Origin of the sequence: Sinosporangium album, assembly GCF_900100605.1 — a bacterium.
Taxonomy (GTDB): domain Bacteria; phylum Actinomycetota; class Actinomycetes; order Streptosporangiales; family Streptosporangiaceae; genus Sinosporangium; species Sinosporangium album.
Genome location: NZ_FNCN01000035.1, coordinates 45165 through 62806, shown reverse-complemented (window position 1 = coordinate 62806; position 17642 = coordinate 45165). Strand labels below are relative to the sequence as shown.

The window sequence follows — 17642 nt, the reverse complement described above, 5'->3', positions numbered from 1 at the left end:
AGGGGGATTCCTCCTGGCGGGCGGCTGGCGGTGAAGCAGGAAGGCCGACCGGTGACGGTTGGAATCCCCTCCCTTCAGGGAGGGGAGGATGTCAACAGCCGTCCTTGAGGGGGAAGCGGGCTTTTACCTCGAATCCGCCCCCGGTGCGCGGACCGATCCTCAGAATTCCACCATAGAGAGCCACGCGTTCGCGAATCCCCACGAGACCGTGGCCGGTGCGCGGCGCCCCGTCGTCGGCGGGCCCCGCGCCGTCGTCCTCGACGGTCACCGACAGCTCGCCGGGCTCGTGCCGTACGGTGACCCAGGCCCGGGCCGAGGACCCGGCGTGCCGGAGGCTGTTGGTGAGTCCCTCCTGGACCAGGCGGTAGGCGGCGAGGTCGATGCCGGGGGGCACGGGGGCGGACTCGCCCTCGATCCAGAGCTGGGCGCGCAGGCCCGCCTCGCGCATCTGCTCGACAAGGGCGGGCAGGTCGCTCAGGCCGGGCTGGGGGGCGCGCTCGGGGGTCTCCCGGGTGTCGGTGCGCAGCACGCCGACGAGGCTGCGCATCTCGGCCATCGCCGTACGGCCCGTCTCCTCGATGGCCGACAGCGCCTCCCTGGCCCCCTCGGGGTTGCGGGCGAGGATGCGCTGGGCGGCGGCGGCCTGGACGGTCATCACGCTCACGTGGTGGGCGACGACGTCATGGAGTTCGCGGGCGATCCTGGACCGTTCCTCCGCGCGGGCGGCGCGGGTGTCGGCCTCGCGCGCCCGCTCAAGTCGGTCGGCGCGGTCGCGCAGCTCGGCGGTGTAGGCGCGGCGCAGGCGGACGCTGCGGCCGCCGCCCCACACGGCGGCGATCACCAGGAGCGCGACCGCGTGGTCGGCCCAGGTCGAGCGGGTGGGGACGAGCAGGACGCCCGCGGCGTAACCGGCGACCGCGACCGTCAGCGCCGCGAGACTCAGCGTGAGACCCCGGTAGGCGGCGGCGGAGTAGAGCATGATCAGGGACGCGACCGAGGTGCCGATGTTCACGTGACCGCTCGCGGCCAGCAGGAGGTTGGGCGGCTCGCAGATCAGCACCGCCGTGAGCGGCGCCTGCCTGCGCAGCGCCACCGGAAGGCAGGCGAGCGCGATCAGCGCGAGCGACCACACCGTGACCGGCCGCGGCTCCCCGCCCGCCCACAGGCTTTCACGCAGCGGGGGCAGATGGGCCCACAGCGCGGTGAGCGTGATCGAGGCGGCGGCCACCAGCGCGGCGAGAAGGCCGTCGGCGACCAGCGGGCCGCCCGGCCTGAGGGGAGACACGCCTGTGGGGGTGGTGGGCACGGCCTTTACTGTAGGCCCGGGGGAAAGGGCGCGGCCTCCTACCTGGGGAGGAGGCGTCCGCCGGAGCCCCGCGGAGCTCTCCGGAGTCCCTCAGCGGCACGCCGGTGCCAGAGCCCGCCACGTCAGAGCTCGGCCTGCCAGAGCCCCGTGTCAGAGCCCGCCGTGACAGGCCCGCCGTGTCCGGCCCGGCAGTGTCAGAGCTCGTCTGAGGCGGCCCTGCCCTTGGCGCGGGTGCTGCGCACGGTGTCGCCGGGCCGGCGCTCGGGCACGGGCGGGGGAGTGCCGCCGAACTCGGGGCACAGGGCCTGGTGGTCGCACCACCCGCACAGCCGGCTCGGGCGGGCCCGCCACTCGCCGGTGCGGAGGGCGCGCTCGATGGCCTGCCAGAGGGCCTGCACCTTGCGCTCGGTGGCGAGCAGGTCGGCCTCGTCGGGCGCATAGCGCAGCACCTCGCCGTTGCCGAGGTAGATGAGCTGCAGGAGCCGGGGGATCCGCCCGCGCAGCCGCCACAGGACGAGCGCGTAGAACTTCATCTGGAACAGCGCCTTGGCCTCGAACTCGGGGCCGGGCGCGCTGCCGGTCTTGTAGTCGACCACCCGCACGTCGCCCGACGGGGCGACGTCCACGCGGTCGATGTAGCCCCGGAGCATGAGACCCGACCCGAGCACCGCCTCCACGTAGAGCTCGCGCTCGGCCGGTTCGAGCCGCGTGGGGTCCTCCAGGGTGAAGTAGCGCTCCACCATCGACCGGGCCTGCGCCAGCCACGCGGCGAGCTCCTCGTCGGCGGAGAACATCCGCCCGTATTCCGGCTCCTCCTCAAGGAGGCGGAGCCACTGGGGCTCCAGCATGCCGAGGGCGGCGGCGACGGTGCGCTCGCCGGCGGGCAGATCGTAAAGGTGTTCGAGAACGGAGTGGACCACGGTGCCCCGCACCGCGGCGGGGGAGGGGCGCTCGGGGAGCCGGTCGACGACCCGGAACCGATAGAGGAGCGGGCACGTCATGAAGTCGCCCGCCCTGGACGGGGAGAGGGCCCCGATGATCTCTGGCTCGGTCGTGGTCATGCCCGCACTGTAGGTCACAGGAGCGACAGTTCGCGCTCCGGCGGGCCGCTTCCGGTCTCCGGATCGGACGATTCCGGGCCCGGTGCGCGTAGCATCGGGTGCGAGACCACGATTACCCAGGAGCGGTGGAGAGACCAGTGAGCGCCGAAAGCCCCCAGCAGGACAGTCCCGGGTTGCGGATGGGCCGGCCGTTCGGAATCCCGGTCTACGTCTCGCCCACGTGGTTCATCGTGGCGGCCTTCATCACGATCACCTTCGCGCCGACCTTCCAGATCCGCCCGCCGCATCTCGGCGTCCCCGAGAGCTACGCGGTCGCGTTCGCGTTCGCGGTCCTGCTCTACGTGTCGGTGCTGCTGCACGAGCTGGCCCACTGCGTGGTCGCCAAGATGTACGGCCTGCCCGTGCGGCGCATCACCCTTTACCTGCTCGGCGGTGTCTCGGAGATCGAGCGCGAGCCCGAGACGCCGGGCCGGGAGTTCATGGTGGCCTTCGCCGGGCCGCTGCTGTCGCTCGGCCTGGCCGCGATCGGCTTCGGGCTGGAGGTGACGGTGGTGCCGGAGGGCGGGGTGCTGTCGCTGCTGACCTGGCAGCTCTGGGTCGCCAACCTGATCGTCGGCGTGTTCAACCTGCTGCCCGGCCTTCCCCTGGACGGCGGGCGCATGCTGCGCGCCGGGGTCTGGAAGATGACGTCGAACCCCGGCTCGGGCACGATCGCGGCGGCCTGGGTCGGCCGCGGGCTGGCCATCGCCATGGTGGCGGTGCCGTTCGCGCTGGCCTTGGCGAGCAACCAGAGCCTCGGGTGGGAATACGTGATCTGGTCGGTGCTGCTGGCCTCGTTCATCTGGTTCGGGGCGACGCAGGCGCTGCGTGTGGCGCGGGTGCGGGCGCGCATCCCGCGCGTGAACGCGCGGGCGCTGGCGCGGCGGGCGGTCGCCGTCACCGCCGAGACGCCGCTCGCGGAGGCGCTGCGCAGGGCGGCCGAGGCGCAGGCGGGGGCCGTGGTCGTGGTGGATCACGGGGGGCGGCCGGTCGCCATCGTCAACGAGGTGGCCGTCGAGTCGACGCCGGAGCAGCGCCGCCCGTGGGTCACGGCGGGGTCGCTCGCCCGCAGCCTGGAGCCGTCGCTGGTGCTCGCCGCCGATCTGTCGGGCGAGTCGCTGATCGACGCCATGCGCGACGCCCCGGCGGGGGAATACCTGCTCGTAGAGCGGGGCGGCGAGATCTACGGGGTGCTCGCCACATCCGACGTGAACAAGGTGTTCAGCGGGGTCTGAGCGGCCCGCGGGCGCCAGCGGCGGGCACCCTGGTGGCCCGTGCACCCCGCCCCCCGCTCGATTTCCGACGGCGACCGGCACTAGGCTCGGCCGCACATCATGAGGAGCCACGCCTTGACTCGCCCCGCCGCGCGGCATGCCGGCCGACATCGACATTGCGTCGACCGACATTGCGTGGGTTCGTCACACTCATGCATGAAGTTCATCTGTGATTCATTTGCTACGGTCCGGTGTGCTTGGTCCGATGAGATCGGCATTGCCGGATGAGATCGGCACTGTCCTGCACATGCCTGACCGGCTCAGGCATGGTATGGATCTGTGCGGCGGGTGATCGGAAGTCCGATGGGGGTCGCCCATGAGACGGCGTTTGCGGGGAGGGAGAGTTCTGTGACCGACCAGGGCTTCGGGGAGGTGCGCCCGCTTCCCGGCGAGGGGCTGGTCGCCCACGTGGGCGGGCTGCTGCTGGTGTGCGACGCGGGCCGTGAGAACGCGGCCGACCTGATCGCGGCCGTACGCGAGACGGCCGCGGCGGGAGACGACGGCCGCGCCCTCGCGCGGCGTGTCGCGCAAGTGCTGGCGCGCGCCATGATGGGCGAGCCCGTCGCGTGCGCGGTCGCCGGTCCGGCGGTGGGCGGCGTCGCCGTGCTGGTCAGCGGGGCCGCCTCCGCGCTCGTCGCGGGCCCGGCCGGTGAGGTGCGCCTGGAAGGGCGCGACGCGCTCACCTGGACCGACCGGCTGGTGCCCGGCCCCGTGACCCGGATCGAGCTGGTCCTGCCCGGGGCCGGTTTCGCCCACCCCCACACCCGGCTCGACGCCGGCGTCGTGGTCGGCGGCGGTGTGGCCTGCGACACGGCCGGCGCCGCCCCTGAGGGGCCCTCGGTCGCGCCCGCCGCCGCAGTCGGCGACGTCCCGGTCGCGCCCTACCCCCTGACCCCCTCGGGCCCCTTGAGCGGCGAGGGCACGCGCCACGACCCCTACTCCGACCCCTACCCCTCGGGCCCCCACGATCTGTCCGCCGCCCGCCGCGAGGCGATCCTCCAGGAGTCCACCCAGCACCACCCCGCGCCCTCCCCGTTCGGCACGTCCGACGCGCACCCGCCCGCGCCGGGGCCGGACGCGCTCGCCGCGCCGTACCCCCCGCCCGCCGAGCCGCTCGCGCCGCTACCCCCGAGCCTGCCGTCCGGCCCGCCGGACTTCTCACCGGACTTCTCACCGGATTTCTCGCCTCTGTCGTCCCCCTCCGGCCCTCTGTCGTCCCCCTCCGGCCCTCTGTCTCCCCCCTCGGGGCCCCAACCGGTGGTGGGCGGTGGCGAGGACCCGGCCTGGGGCGGCGGGGCAGGCTTCGCCGACGGCCACCTGGACGGCCACCTGGACGGCCGCGCCGACGGACATGACGACGCCTCCGCCGCACCGGCCGAGCCCGAGATCCGCGAGACCGGCTCGGGCCCCGGCCCGCTGGTCTACGGCGTGGACTGCCAGAACGATCACTTCAACACCCCGCACGCCCCCTACTGCGCCGTGTGCGGGGTCGCGCTCGTGCAGAGCACCCTGGTGCCCTACCAGGGGCCGCGCCCGCCGCTCGGCCTGCTGGTCCTCGACGACGGCACGACCCTGAAGCTGGACTCCGACCACCTGCTCGGGCGCGACCCCGAGCGCGCGCCGGAGGTGACCGGCGGCAACGCCAGGCCGGTCAAGGTGACCAGCCCCGACGGCTCGGTCTCGCGCCGCCACCTGCGGGTGTCGCTGGAGAACTGGGATGTCAACCTGGTGGATCTCGGGTCGGTGAACGGCACGCAGATCCAGCCCCCGGGCGATCCGAACTTCTACGACATCCCGCCGAACGAGCCCGTCACCATCCTGCCCGGCACGGTCGTGCGGATCGGCGTGTCGAGGACCATGCGCTACGACGGCCACCGCGACTGGTGACCCGCGGTCGCCCCGTCCCGGGGAAGGGCGGGCCCTCTCCCGGCCCCTGCGGGCCGATCAGGCCCGCAGCCGCGCCCACTGCACGTTGTCCAGGCGCGTGCCGTCGGGCCCGGGCAGCATGCCCCGCATGACCGCCTCCCGGGTGAAACCGGCTCGCTCCAGCACCTTCTGGGAGGCGGCGTTGCCGGGAACCGTGCCGGCGACCACGCGTGACAGTGCCGTGCGGGTGAAGGCCCAGTCGAGCAGCAGGTTCACGGCCCGGGTAGCGAGACCCCTGCCCCGGAAGGCCGCGACCAGGCTGTAACCGACCATCGCCTCACCGAGTTCGGGAGTGACGCGGGTGAGCTGGATGTGCCCGGCGAACCCGCCGCTCGCGGCGTCGCGGATCGCGAGCTCGGCCCGCTCGCCCGCCAGCCACCAGGCCGTCGTGTAGCGGCAGCGCCGCTCGCTCTCCGCGAGCGAGGGCGGGACGCCCGCCGCGGAGTGGCGCGCCACCGACGGGTCGCTCGTCATCGCGAGGTAGTCCGCCGCGTCGGCCGCGGTCAGCGGCGTCAGCCGTACGACCCCGTCGGTCAGCTCGCCGCCGGGCAGGGGCGGGAGGTACGGCATGAGCCGCTCGCCGTCGTCCTCGGCGAGCCTGCCGAACACCACCAGGTCGCGGCGCGGTCCCTCCCGGTCCGCCTCGCCCGCCCGCAGCACCCCTTCGCGCCGGAACCCCGCCGCCATCGCCACCCGCTGGCTCGCCGCGTTCTCGACGGCGGCCAGCAGTTCCAGGCGGGGGACCCCGGCGGCGAAGGCCCGCGCGGCGAGGGCGCGCAGCGCCGCGGTCGCCACCCCGCGCCCGCGGGCCCGGGGCGCCACCAGGTAGCCCACCTCCATGGACCCGCGGACGGGCGGCTTCAGCCCGATGTTGCCGAGCCACGCCCCCGTCGCCGCGTCGGCCATGGCGAACTCCGAACCTCCACGTTCGCGGGCCTCCTCCACGTGCTTCAGATAGGCCAGTGCGTCGCCCCGGGTGTAGTCCAGCGGGATAAGGGGGATGAAACGGACGATCTCCGGGTCTCGGCAGGCCCGGACCATCGCCTCGGCGTCCGCCTCGGCCGCGGCGCGCAGCACCACGGGACCGGCGGGGATGACTTCGTCGCGGGCGAACATCCCCCATGGCTACCAGTCCGGCCGAGCCCCTCGCCAGCCGATAAACGGCTCATTCCGGCGGGATCGGGTCGGCCGCGATCGGCTATACCCTTTCGCCCATGGGTTTTCGCAGGCACGGGCCCTTCCAGCCCGGAGATCAGGTTCAACTCACCGACCCGAAGAACAAGCGGCACACGGTGACGCTGAAGGAGGGCGGTGTCTTCCACACGCACAAGGGGTCGATCCCGCATGACGACCTGATCGGCCTGCCCGAGGGATCGGTGGTGCGCTCCTCGGGAGGGACGGCCTACCTGGCCTTCCGCCACCTGTTGCAGGACTACGCGGTGTCGATGCCGCGCGGCGCGGCCGTGGTCTACCCGAAGGACGCGGCGATGATCGTGGCCATGGCCGACGTGTTCCCCGGCGCGCGCGTGGTCGAGGCCGGGGTGGGCTCCGGGGCGCTGACCTGCTTCCTGCTGCGCGCGGTGGGGGAGAGCGGGCACGTGACATCCTACGAGCGCCGTGACGACTTCGCCGAGGTCGCCACGAAGAACGTGCAGAAGTTCTTCGGCGGGCCGATGGAGCAGTGGCGCCTGGTGGTGGGTGACTTCGTGGAGGCTCTCGACGAGAACGACGTCGACCGTGTGATCCTCGACATGCTCGCCCCGTGGGAGTGCGTCGACGCGGCGGCCAAGGCCCTCACCCCCGGTGGCGTGATTTGCTGTTATGTCGCCACGACCACGCAGTTGTCGCGAACTGTGGAGACTCTGCGCGAACACGGAAGTTTCACCGAGCCGCATTCGTGGGAGACCCTCATCCGCGACTGGCATGTCGAGGGGCTGGCCGTCCGTCCCGACCACAGGATGATCGGCCACACCGGCTTCCTCGTCACCGCCCGTCGCATGGCGGAGGGCGTCGTCCCACCGCCGAGGCGCAGGCGTCCCGCCAAGGGCAACGAGGCGGCTACATGACGATTCGGCCACAGGCGTGACCAGATCGCCGAGAACAGGGGTGAGTAGGGGTTAAGGCGGGAACACATCGCCGTGTTTACATGCTCCCATTACTAGACCGGCTCTTAACGACTGATCACTGGTTGCTTCGCGTAGCCCTGCGAACACAATCCGGCTAGGTTACGGAAAGCTCAGAGATAGGTAGGGTCTTGAGTAGTCGCCCTCGACTGGGAAGGAGGTGACGGCGTGGCAGCTCGCGACGACGCTGAAGCTCGGGCCGCGCAGCGCGAACGGGAGGTCGCCGACCTCACAACACAGGTCTCCTTCCTGCAGGAGGAGATCGCCGCTCTGCGCCGCAAGCTGGCGGAGTCCCCTCGTCAGGCCAGGGTCCTGGAGGAGCGCCTCCACGACGCGCAGGAGAAGCTGGCGGTCGTGACCGGCCAGAACGAGCGCCTCGTGGCAACCCTCAAGGAGGCAAGAGACCAGATAGTCGCACTCAAGGAGGAAGTCGACCGGCTGGCGCAGCCGCCGTCCGGTTTCGGGGTGTTCCTGGAGGCCCGCGAGGACGGCACCGTGGAGGTGTTCACCGGCGGCCGCAAGCTGCGGGTCAACGCCAGCCCCGCCGTCGATGTGACCACGCTCCGGCGCGGTCAGGAGGTCATGCTCAACGAGGCCCTCAACGTGGTCGAGGCCCTCGGCTACGAGTCCGTGGGCGAGATCGTCATGCTCAAGGAGCTGCTCGAGGACGGCGCCAGGGCACTGGTGATCTCCCACGCCGATGAGGAGCGCGTCGTACGGCTCGCCGAATCCCTCGCCGACCAGCCCATCCGGGCCGGCGACTCGCTGCTGCTCGAACCCCGCTCGGGCTACGTCTACGAGCGCATTCCGAAGTCCGAGGTCGAGGAACTGGTGCTGGAGGAGGTGCCCGACATCTCCTACGAGGAGATCGGCGGCCTCTCGCGCCAGATCGAGCTGATCAGGGATGCCATCGAGCTGCCCTACCTGCACGCCGACCTGTTCCGCGAGCACCAGCTCCGCCCGCCGAAGGGCGTGCTGCTGTACGGCCCGCCCGGCTGCGGCAAGACGCTCATCGCCAAGGCCGTCGCCAACTCCCTGGCCAAGCAGGTCGCGGAGAAGACCGGCCAGTCCGGCAAGAGCTTCTTCCTTAACATCAAGGGTCCCGAGCTCCTCAACAAGTATGTGGGTGAGACCGAGCGCCACATCCGGCTCGTCTTCCAGCGGGCCAGGGAGAAGGCGTCCGAGGGCACCCCGGTGATCGTGTTCTTCGACGAGATGGACTCGATCTTCCGCACCCGCGGCTCCGGCGTCTCCTCCGACGTCGAGAACACGATCGTCCCCCAGCTCCTGTCCGAGATCGACGGTGTCGAGGGCCTGGAGAACGTCATCGTCATCGGCGCCTCCAACCGCGAGGACATGATCGACCCGGCGATCCTGCGGCCCGGCCGGCTGGACGTCAAGATCAAGATCGAGCGGCCGGACGCCGAGGCGGCCAAGGACATCTTCTCGAAGTACATCACCACGCAGCTCCCGCTCCACGCCGAGGACCTCGGTGAGCACGGCTCGTCCCGCGAGGCCACCGTACTGGCCATGATCCAGCGCGTGGTCGAGAGGATGTACACCGAGAGCGAGGAGAACCGCTTCCTTGAGGTGACCTACGCCAACGGCGACAAGGAAGTCCTCTACTTCAAGGACTTCAACTCCGGCGCGATGATCCAGAACATCGTCGACCGGGGCAAGAAGATGGCAATCAAGGAGTTCCTGGACACCGGGGTCAAGGGCCTGCGGGTGTCGCACCTCCTGGCCGCCTGCGTCGACGAGTTCAGCGAGAACGAGGACCTGCCCAACACCACCAACCCCGACGACTGGGCCCGCATCTCCGGGAAGAAGGGTGAGCGGATCGTCTACATCCGCACCCTGGTCTCCGGGAAGCAGGGCACCGAGGCCGGCCGTTCGATCGACACGGTCGCCAACACCGGCCAATACCTGTAAGAGCTCACACGTCCGCGGCCCCGCACCGTCCCCGGTGCGGGGCCGCCGCCGTATCCGGGGCGAGCGCGTGAGTGACCATTGGGAGAATTGGGGCTTCTGGGGCGGAACCTGATCACTGGGACGGCCGTCCAAGGGTGCGTGCAAGAACGTTTCGGTGCGGTTCGCGGGTGAACCGCTCGGTCGCCGCGTCGGATGGCCGTCTCGCTGAGCTGGACCTGCTCCGGTTCCTTGCCGCGCTCGCGGTGATGGCCTTCCACTACTTCGTGGCCTTCAAGTCGGTCTGGGGCGAGCGCCCGGCCTCGCTCTTCCCGGAGATCGCCCCCCTGGCCGGGCTCGGCATCCTCGGGGTCGAGCTCTTCTTCGTCATCAGCGGCTTCGTCATCCTGATGAGCGTGTGGGACCGCGGGATCGGCCGGTTCGCTATGTCCCGGGTCGTGCGGCTCTACCCGGCTTACTGGCTCAGCGTGCTGGCCGTCGCCGCGCTCTACGGGTGGACGTCGGCCACGGCTCTGGACCCCAAGCTGACGCCGGGGGAGTACCTGCTGAACCTCACCATGGTGCAGCGCGGTGCCGGCGTGGCGGACGCCAACGGGGTCTACTGGTCACTCTGGGCGGAGCTCAGGTTCTATGTCCTGATCGCGGTGCTGATGCTCATCGGCGTGACGCTCAAGCGGTGCATGGCCTTCATGGGCGTGTGGCTGGCGGCCTCGGTGCTCGCCGGCTGGATCGGCGGCGAGCTGATGGACCTGCTGTTCATGCCCAAGTACGCGCCGTACTTCATCGCGGGGATGGCGCTGTACCTGATCCACAGGTTCGGGTCGTCGGTGCTCCTGTGGGGGTTCGTCGTGGTGTGCTGGGCTCTTGCCGTACTCGCCGCGACGACGCGAGTGGCGGGCCGTACCCAGCTGGTGGGGCCGGAGGCGATGCCGGTGCAGGAATGGTCGGTTGTGGCGGCCGTGACGGTGATTTTCGTATTGATGGCGCTGATGGCAGTGGGTGCTCTGAGAAAGTTGCGGTGGCGGGGTTTCGGCCCGCTGGGCGGGATCACCTATCCGCTCTATCTTTTTCACACCCCGGTGGCGGTGCTGATGGTGCCGTCACTGCGCGAGGGAATGTCGCCGTGGGCGGCTTCGATCATGGTCTCGGTGACCGCGGTCGCGGTCTCCTATCTGATCTACAGGCTGGCCGAGCAGCCGTTGCAGCGGTTGATGCGGCCTAGACTGAGGGCTTCTGCGAAATTCCGGCGGTCGGGAAGGCTCACACCGAGTGCCCTTCCCGACAAGGGGGACAAATCCAGCGAAAAGGCATCTGTGCCGTAACTCTTCGCTCGTTGGGGATGAAGAAGGGTCTAGGCTCGGGAATGTATACGGCGGACACACGGCTCCGGACGAACAGAGGATGCGCATGACGGTGCGTCGAGTGATGGGCATCGAGACCGAGTACGGCATTTCCGTGCCCGGTCAGCCAGGCGCGAACGCGATGGTGACCTCATCCCAGGTCGTCAACGCCTACCTCGCCGCCTCAGCGGCGAGAGCGCGCCGTGCTCGGTGGGACTTCGAGGAGGAGAACCCACTGCGCGATGCCCGAGGTTTCGATCTTGCCCGTGAGGTCGCCGATCCAAGCCAGCTGACCGACGAGGACCTCGGGCTCGCCAACGTCATCCTGACCAACGGCGCGCGGCTCTACGTCGACCACGCCCACCCCGAGTACTCCACGCCCGAGCTCACCAACCCCCGGGCGGCGGTGATCTGGGACAAGGCGGGCGAGCGGGTCATGCATGACGCCGCCGTCCGCGCGTCGGCGATGCCGGGCAACGCCCCGATCCAGCTCTACAAGAACAACACCGACAACAAGGGCGCCTCGTACGGCTGCCACGAGAACTACCTGATGCGCCGGGCCACGCCGTTCGCCGACATCGTGCGGCACCTGACGCCCTTCTTCGTCTCCCGGCAGGTCGTCTGCGGGGCCGGCCGCGTCGGCATCGGCCAGGACTCGCGAAGCGAGGGCTTCCAGATCAGCCAGCGGGCCGACTTCTTCGAGGTCGAGGTGGGCCTGGAGACCACGCTCAAGCGGCCGATCATCAACACGCGGGACGAGCCGCACGCCGACCCGGAGAAGTACCGCCGCCTGCATGTGATCATCGGCGACGCCAACATGTCCGAGCTGTCGACCTACCTCAAGCTGGGCTCCACCTCGCTCGTGCTCGCCATGATCGAGGACGGCTTCCTCACCCGCGACCTCGCTGTGGAGAACCCCGTCGGCGCCCTGCGGGCGGTCTCCCACGACCCGACCTGCAAATACGAGATCCAGCTCCGCGACGGGCGGCGCATGACCGCGGTGCAGCTCCAGATGGAATACCTGGAGCAGGCCCGCAAATACGTCGAAGAGCGCGGGACGGCCGCCGAAGAGGTCACCAAGGAGGTGCTCGACCGCTGGGAGTCGGTGCTCACCCGGCTCGCCGAGGACCCGTTCCTGCTCTCCCGCGAGCTCGACTGGGTGGCCAAGCTGGAGCTGCTGGAGGGATACCGCACCAGGGACAAGCTGCCGTGGTCGCACCCGCGTCTGCAGCTGGTCGACCTGCAATACTCCGACATCCGCCCCGAACGCGGCCTCTACAACCGCCTTGTGGCGCGGGGCCGCATGCAGCGCCTGGTCACCGACCAGGAGATCGAGCGCGCGGTGGAGAACCCGCCGAACGACACGCGCGCCTACTTCCGGGGGCGCTGCCTGCGCCAGTACAGCGAGTCCGTGGCCGCGGCGTCCTGGGATTCGGTGATCTTCGACATCCCCGGCCGGGAGTCGCTCCAGCGCGTCCCCACCTTGGAGCCGCTGCGCGGCACCAAGGCGCACGTGGGCGAGCTGTTCGACCGCTGCCGCACCGCGGCTGACCTGGTGGCCGCCCTCACCGGCGACCGCTGACCACCGACCGGAACACCGCCAGACCACCGCCGACCGACCGCCGACCGCTCCTCGGGCCCTCGCCGATGCGAGGGCCCGAGGCCGCCGGCGGCCTCCCCGGGTGTCCACGGCGGTGTCCGCTGTGTGGGACCGGCTTGACGCTGCGTGATAACCCGAGGTACGTTCCGGGTGTTTTTGTGACGGCGTGAGGGAAATCCGGTGAAAGTCCGGTGCGGTCGCGCCACTGTTGACCGGGTCGTCGAACCCGGGGAGCCAGGTCACTCGGCCGTCACGCACCGACAAGTGGGACGCGTCATCCCAAGGAGGTCGCCGTGAGCCAGCTCTCCGCGCGCTGGACGGCCGCGGGCGCGGCCTTCCTCGTGCCCGTCGCCGCCGCCCGGCTGCTCCTGCCCACCGTCGACGAGGTGCCCGCAGGGTTCCCCGCCACGCTGCTGTGGGACCTCCGCCTCGCCTCCCTCGACACGCAGGCCGTCCTGTGGCTCGCCATCGGCGGCCTGTACGGTTCGGCCGCCCTGCGCGCCGACCGCCGCACCCCCATCCCGGCCCCGGCCTGACCGGGCGCGGACGGTGAACCGGCCGACCCTCGTCCGCCACCCCGCCGTGGTCCGCGCTGCCGTGGCCCGTGCCGCCGTCCGCGTGCTGGAGGCGCCCCCCGCCGCGTTCCGGCGCCTCGACCCCGTCCCGCCGTCCCGCGCGGCCCTCAGCCGCAGGGAAGGGAGGCGGAACGTACGGCTGTGACCTCCCCACGGCACGCCCCCGCGTGCGGTTCCCCCACGTCAAGGCCCCCTCACGAAAGGCTTCTCCCCATGCCCGACCGGCACACCGCGCCCACGCCGCCGCGAACGCGGCCTTCACACGGCGGGAGGGCGGGATGAGCACCTATCCGTTCACCGCGGTCGTGGGGATGGACGACCTCAAGCTGGCGCTCATCCTCAACGCGGTCTCCCCCCGCGTCGGCGGCGTACTCGTCCGAGGCGAGAAGGGCACGGCCAAGTCCACGATCGTGCGGGCCCTGGCCGCTCTGCTGCCCGCCGTACAGGTCGTCCACGGATGCCGTTTCTCCTGTGACCCGTCCGCTCCCGACCGCGGATGCCCGGACGGGCCCCACGAGGCGGAGGCAAGGGCGCAGACGCGGCCGGCGGCCCTGGTGGAGCTCCCCGTCGGCGCCTCGGAGGACCGGCTCGCCGGGTCGCTGGACCTGGAGCGGGCCCTCACCGAAGGCGTCAAGGCGTTCGAGCCGGGCCTGCTGGCCGCAGCCCACCGGGGCGTGCTCTACGTGGACGAGGTCAACCTGCTCCACGACCACCTCGTCGACCTCCTGCTGGACGCCGCGGCCCTCGGCACCTGCTACGTCGAGCGTGAGGGCGTCTCGGTACGGCACGCCGCCAGGTTCCTGCTGGTCGGCACCATGAACCCGGAGGAGGGCGAGCTGCGTCCGCAGCTTCTCGACCGGTTCGGCCTGACCGTCGAGGTGCGCGCCTCACGCGACCCGGGCCCCCGCGCGGAGGTGGTACGGCGCCGCCTCGCCTTCGAGGCCGACCCCGAGGGGTTCGCGGCCCGCTGGCGCGACGCCGAGGCCGACCTGGCCGCGCGCATCGCGGCGGCCCGCGCCCGCGTGGCCGGCGTTGCGCTCCCGGACGCGGCCCTGCGCCAGATCGCCACGGTGTGCGCCGGTTTCGAGGTGGACGGCCTGCGGGCCGACCTCGTCACCGCCAGCGCCGCCATCGCCCACGCCGCCTGGCGCGGCGGCGACGCGGTGACCGCGGAGGACGTACGGCAGGCGGCCCGCCTGGCCCTGCCGCACCGGCGCCGGCGCAACCCGTTCGACGCCCCGGGGCTCGACGAGTCCCTCCTCGACGACCTTCTCGACCAGGCCGAGGAGGACGACCCCGACGACACGCCTCCGGGAGGCGGGGGCGGCGACGGCCCGGGGGACGCGCCGCCGGAGGGCGACGCGGGCGGAGCCTCGGAGACGGCGGGGCCCGACCGCGAGGACGCCTCCGCGGGCGATCCCGCGCCGCCCCGGAACCAGGCGGACACCGATCCCGGGGCCGCCCGGCAGGCCCCGCGGAGCGGTCCCGCGGCGGAGACGGCCGGAGACTCCTCCGGCGACTCCTCTGGCGGCGACGGGCCCGAGTCGGTCGCCGCGGTGGCGGAGCCGTACCGGGTGCGGGCACTGCGGGTGCCCGGCGTCGGCGAGGGCGCGGAGGGCAGGCGGTCGCGCGCCCGCACCGGCAAGGGCAGGGTGACGGCGGCCCGCACACCGCGCGGCAGGCTCCAGTCGCCGCACCTGCTCGCCACGCTGAGGGCAGCCGCGCCCCACCAGCGGGCGCGGGGCCGGGCGGGGGCCGGGCTGCTCGTGCATCCCGGAGATCTGCGCGAAGCCGTACGTGAGGGCACCGAGAGCAACCTCGTGCTGTTCGTCGTGGACGCCAGCGGCTCGATGGCGGCGCGGCGGCGGATGGGAGAGGTGAAGGGCGCGGTGATGAGCCTGCTGCTCGACGCCTACCAGCGCCGGGACAAGGTGGGGCTGATCACGTTCAGGGGGGCCGGGGCCGTCCTGGCCCTCCCGCCGACCTCGTCGGTCGAGGCGGGCGCCGCCCGGCTGCGCGAGCTGCCGACCGGCGGGCGCACGCCGCTGGCCGCCGCGCTGGTCAAGGCGGCCGACACCCTGCGTGTCGAGCGGATGCGCGACCCCGCCCGCAGGCCGCTGCTGATCATCGTGACCGACGGCAGGGCCACGTCGGGGACGCTCGACGACGTCCACCGGGCCGCCGGGCTGCTGTCGGGCACCGCGTCGGTGGTGGTGGACTGCGAGAGCGGACCGGTGCGCCTCGGCCTGGCCGAGGGGCTCGCGGTCAGGCTCGGGGCCGATGCCGTACGGTTGTCCGATCTCGCCGCGGGCGGGCTGGCGGGCATGGTGCGTGATGTGAGGAGGGCGGCCTGACATGCCGCAGGGCAAACCGTCGGTCGTGCCCGAGGACGGGCTGACGACCAGGCAGCGGCGCACGCGGCCGCTGGTCATTGTGCACACCGGTCCGGGCAAGGGCAAGTCGACCGCCGCCTTCGGCACCGCGCTGCGCGCGTGGAACCAGGGGTGGCCGGTCGGGGTGTTCCAGTTCGTGAAGTCCGCCAAGTGGCGTGTCGGGGAGGAGCGGGCGCTCCAGGTGCTCGGCCGGTCCGGCGAGGGTGGCACGGTGACCTGGCACAAGATGGGCGAGGGCTGGTCGTGGATCCAGCGGGGCGACCAGGAGGACCACGCGGCCGACGCCCGTGAGGGGTGGGAGCAGATCAAGCGGGATCTCGCCGCCGAGACCTACCGGCTGTACGTCCTGGACGAGTTCACCTACCCCATCAAATGGGGATGGATCGACGTCGAGGACGTGCTGGCCGCCCTCGCGGCGCGGCCCGGCTCCCAGCACGTCGTGATCACCGGCCGCGACGCCCATCCGGACCTGGTGGCCGCCGCCGACCTCGTCACCGAGATGGCCAAGGTCAAGCACCCCATGGACGCCGGGCAAAAGGGGCAGCGGGGCATCGAATGGTAGCCGTTCCCCGGTTGGTCGTCGCCGCCCCGGCCTCGGGCACCGGCAAGACCACGGTCGCCACCGGGCTCATGGCCGCGCTCGCTGACCGCGGCCACACCGTCTCCCCGCACAAGGTCGGCCCCGACTACATCGACCCCGGCTACCACGCCCTCGCCACCGGCCGCCCGGGACGCAACCTGGACCCGTGGCTCCAGAGCGAGGACCTCGTCGCGCCGCTGTTCCTCCACGGCGCGGCGGGTGCCGACATCGCCGTGATCGAAGGGGTCATGGGGCTCTACGACGGCGTGGTCGGCATGGGCGACCACGCCTCGACCGCGCACGTCGCCCGGCTGCTCGACGCCCCCGTCGTGCTGGTGGTCGACGCCGCGGGGCAGGCCAGGTCCGTGGCCGCGCTCGTCGCCGGGTTCGCCGGGTTCGACACCCGGGTACGGCTCGGCGGCGTCATCCTCAACGGGCTCGGCTCAGAGCGGCACGAGCGCATCTGCCGTGACGCCCTGGACGAGATCGGCGTGCCGGTGCTCGGCGCGCTGCGCAAGACGCCCGGCGTCGCGACGCCCTCCCGCCACCTCGGCCTCGTCCCGGCCGCCGAGCGCCGTGCCGAGGCCCGGCGCACCGTCGAGGCCCTCGGTGAGCTCGTGGCCGCCGGCTGCGACATCCCCGCCCTCGTACGGCTCGCGCACAGCGCCCCCGGCCTCGCCGCCCGCCCCTGGAACCCCGCCGACGCCCTCGCCTCCGCCGGGGGCTACGTGCCGGCCGCCGGGATTCCGACTGCCGGGATTCCGGCCGCCGGGGGAACGGCCTCCGGGGAAGGCAGAGGCCGCGAAGCAGGGGCAGTCGCGGCCGGTTCGGGTGCTGGAGCGGGGGGAGGGGCCCGCGCCGAGGACACGCGGCCGAGGTCGGGACCGGGTCGGCCGGTGGTCGCAGTGGCGGGCGGGGCGGCCTTCACCTTCGGCTACGCGGAGCAGAGCGAGCTTCTCGCCGCGGCCGGAGCGGACGTCGCGGTGTTCGACCCGCTGCGCGACGAGGCGCTGCCCGACGGCACGCGGGCCCTGGTCGTCGGCGGCGGCTTCCCCGAGGTCTACGCGGCCGAACTGTCGGCCAATGAGCCGCTGAGGAAAAGCGTGGCCGACTTCGACGGGACGATCGCCGCCGAGTGCGCCGGTCTCCTCTACCTCACCCGCGAACTCGACGGGCTGCCCATGTGCGGGCTGGTCGACGCCGTCGCCACCATGACCCCGCGGCTCACCCTCGGCTACCGCGACGCCGTAGCCGTGCGGGACACGGCCCTCACCCGCGTCGGCGAACGCTACCGGGGCCACGAGTTCCACCGCACCGCGGTCAGCCCCGGTTCGGCCGACCCGCCGGTATTCCGCTGGCGCGACGGTGCCGACGGATTCGCCCCGGGCCGCGTCGTCGCCTCCTACCTCCATCTGCACTGGGCGGCCACCCCGCACCTCGCCCACCGCCTCCTGACCGCCTGACGGCAGGCGCCGGGTCGGCTGTTCGGGCGGATT

Annotated in this window: 14 protein-coding genes; 11 read left to right on the top strand and 3 right to left on the bottom strand. The window is 72.2% G+C overall.

Going from position 1 to position 17642, the window contains the following annotated elements; translation table 11 throughout:
• Nucleotides 1-91 precede the first annotated feature (91 nt).
• On the bottom strand, nucleotides 92-1306 hold the full coding sequence (locus BLQ73_RS25855) for a sensor histidine kinase (RefSeq protein WP_093174309.1): 1215 nt from the start codon (nucleotides 1304-1306) through the stop codon (nucleotides 92-94).
• A 194-nt stretch (nucleotides 1307-1500) separates the two neighbouring features.
• Complete coding sequence (locus BLQ73_RS25850) at nucleotides 1501-2367, bottom strand: RecB family exonuclease (RefSeq protein ID WP_093174322.1); 867 nt, start codon at nucleotides 2365-2367, stop codon at nucleotides 1501-1503.
• A 179-nt stretch (nucleotides 2368-2546) separates the two neighbouring features.
• On the opposite strand from BLQ73_RS25850, the gene BLQ73_RS25845 reads away from it, so the two are divergent.
• Together BLQ73_RS25845 and BLQ73_RS25840 are read left to right on the top strand one after the other, a co-directional pair.
• Nucleotides 2547-3641 carry a site-2 protease family protein gene (locus BLQ73_RS25845; protein ID WP_143020441.1) on the top strand — a complete coding sequence of 365 codons (1095 nt, stop codon included), beginning with the start codon at nucleotides 2547-2549 and terminating at the stop codon, nucleotides 3639-3641.
• 387 nt (nucleotides 3642-4028) lie between these two features.
• The gene (locus tag BLQ73_RS25840) at nucleotides 4029-5567 is read left to right on the top strand and encodes an FHA domain-containing protein (RefSeq protein WP_093174305.1); all 1539 of its coding nucleotides are present in this window, start codon (nucleotides 4029-4031) and stop codon (nucleotides 5565-5567) included.
• 57 nt (nucleotides 5568-5624) lie between these two features.
• Here BLQ73_RS25840 and BLQ73_RS25835 read toward each other — a convergent pair whose 3' ends face one another.
• Nucleotides 5625-6722, bottom strand: a complete 1098-nt coding sequence (locus BLQ73_RS25835) for a GNAT family N-acetyltransferase (RefSeq protein ID WP_093174303.1) — start codon at nucleotides 6720-6722, stop codon at nucleotides 5625-5627.
• Between the two features lie 98 nt (nucleotides 6723-6820).
• On the opposite strand from BLQ73_RS25835, the gene BLQ73_RS25830 reads away from it, so the two are divergent.
• The 9 genes from BLQ73_RS25830 (at nucleotide 6821) to BLQ73_RS25795 (ending at nucleotide 17609) form a co-directional block, all read left to right on the top strand.
• Nucleotides 6821-7672, top strand: coding sequence for a tRNA (adenine-N1)-methyltransferase (locus BLQ73_RS25830; protein WP_093174301.1), 852 nt, complete (start codon nucleotides 6821-6823; stop codon nucleotides 7670-7672).
• A 225-nt stretch (nucleotides 7673-7897) separates the two neighbouring features.
• The gene (gene arc / locus BLQ73_RS25825; protein ID WP_093174299.1) at nucleotides 7898-9661 is read left to right on the top strand and encodes a proteasome ATPase; all 1764 of its coding nucleotides are present in this window, start codon (nucleotides 7898-7900) and stop codon (nucleotides 9659-9661) included.
• Between the two features lie 167 nt (nucleotides 9662-9828).
• A complete protein-coding gene (locus tag BLQ73_RS25820; protein ID WP_245691414.1) occupies nucleotides 9829-10980 on the top strand; it encodes an acyltransferase family protein in 1152 nt (383 codons plus the stop codon).
• A gap of 85 nt (nucleotides 10981-11065) precedes the next feature.
• The gene (dop, locus tag BLQ73_RS25815; protein WP_275936321.1) at nucleotides 11066-12580 is read left to right on the top strand and encodes a depupylase/deamidase Dop; all 1515 of its coding nucleotides are present in this window, start codon (nucleotides 11066-11068) and stop codon (nucleotides 12578-12580) included.
• A gap of 311 nt (nucleotides 12581-12891) precedes the next feature.
• Nucleotides 12892-13134, top strand: coding sequence for a CbtA family protein (locus tag BLQ73_RS25810; protein ID WP_093174295.1), 243 nt, complete (start codon nucleotides 12892-12894; stop codon nucleotides 13132-13134).
• 13 nt (nucleotides 13135-13147) lie between these two features.
• The gene (locus BLQ73_RS32800) at nucleotides 13148-13318 is read left to right on the top strand and encodes a hypothetical protein (RefSeq protein WP_176955681.1); all 171 of its coding nucleotides are present in this window, start codon (nucleotides 13148-13150) and stop codon (nucleotides 13316-13318) included.
• A 133-nt stretch (nucleotides 13319-13451) separates the two neighbouring features.
• Entirely contained in the window at nucleotides 13452-15527 is a 2076-nt protein-coding gene (locus BLQ73_RS25805; protein WP_093174293.1) for a putative cobaltochelatase, read from the top strand.
• A 1-nt stretch (nucleotide 15528) separates the two neighbouring features.
• Nucleotides 15529-16128: a cob(I)yrinic acid a,c-diamide adenosyltransferase gene (gene cobO, locus BLQ73_RS25800; protein WP_093174291.1), complete on the top strand. Its 600-nt coding sequence runs from the start codon at nucleotides 15529-15531 to the stop codon at nucleotides 16126-16128.
• On the top strand, nucleotides 16122-17609 hold the full coding sequence (locus BLQ73_RS25795) for a cobyrinic acid a,c-diamide synthase CobB (RefSeq protein ID WP_093174289.1): 1488 nt from the start codon (nucleotides 16122-16124) through the stop codon (nucleotides 17607-17609). Before cobO ends, BLQ73_RS25795 begins: the two co-directional genes overlap by 7 nt.
• The last annotated feature ends 33 nt before the right edge of the window (nucleotides 17610-17642 follow it).

Excerpts from the sequence above, each read along its gene's own strand:
- BLQ73_RS25850 (WP_093174322.1), bottom strand. The coding sequence starts at position 2,367 with ATGACCACGACCGAGCCAGAGATCATCGGGGCCCTCTCCCCGTCCAGG.
- BLQ73_RS25845 (WP_143020441.1), top strand. The coding sequence starts at position 2,547 with ATGGGCCGGCCGTTCGGAATCCCGGTCTACGTCTCGCCCACGTGGTTC.
- BLQ73_RS25835 (WP_093174303.1), bottom strand. The coding sequence starts at position 6,722 with ATGTTCGCCCGCGACGAAGTCATCCCCGCCGGTCCCGTGGTGCTGCGC.
- BLQ73_RS25830 (WP_093174301.1), top strand. The coding sequence starts at position 6,821 with ATGGGTTTTCGCAGGCACGGGCCCTTCCAGCCCGGAGATCAGGTTCAA.
- dop (WP_275936321.1), top strand. The coding sequence starts at position 11,066 with ATGACGGTGCGTCGAGTGATGGGCATCGAGACCGAGTACGGCATTTCC.
- BLQ73_RS25805 (WP_093174293.1), top strand. The coding sequence starts at position 13,452 with ATGAGCACCTATCCGTTCACCGCGGTCGTGGGGATGGACGACCTCAAG.
- cobO (WP_093174291.1), top strand. The coding sequence starts at position 15,529 with ATGCCGCAGGGCAAACCGTCGGTCGTGCCCGAGGACGGGCTGACGACC.
- BLQ73_RS25795 (WP_093174289.1), top strand. The coding sequence starts at position 16,122 with ATGGTAGCCGTTCCCCGGTTGGTCGTCGCCGCCCCGGCCTCGGGCACC.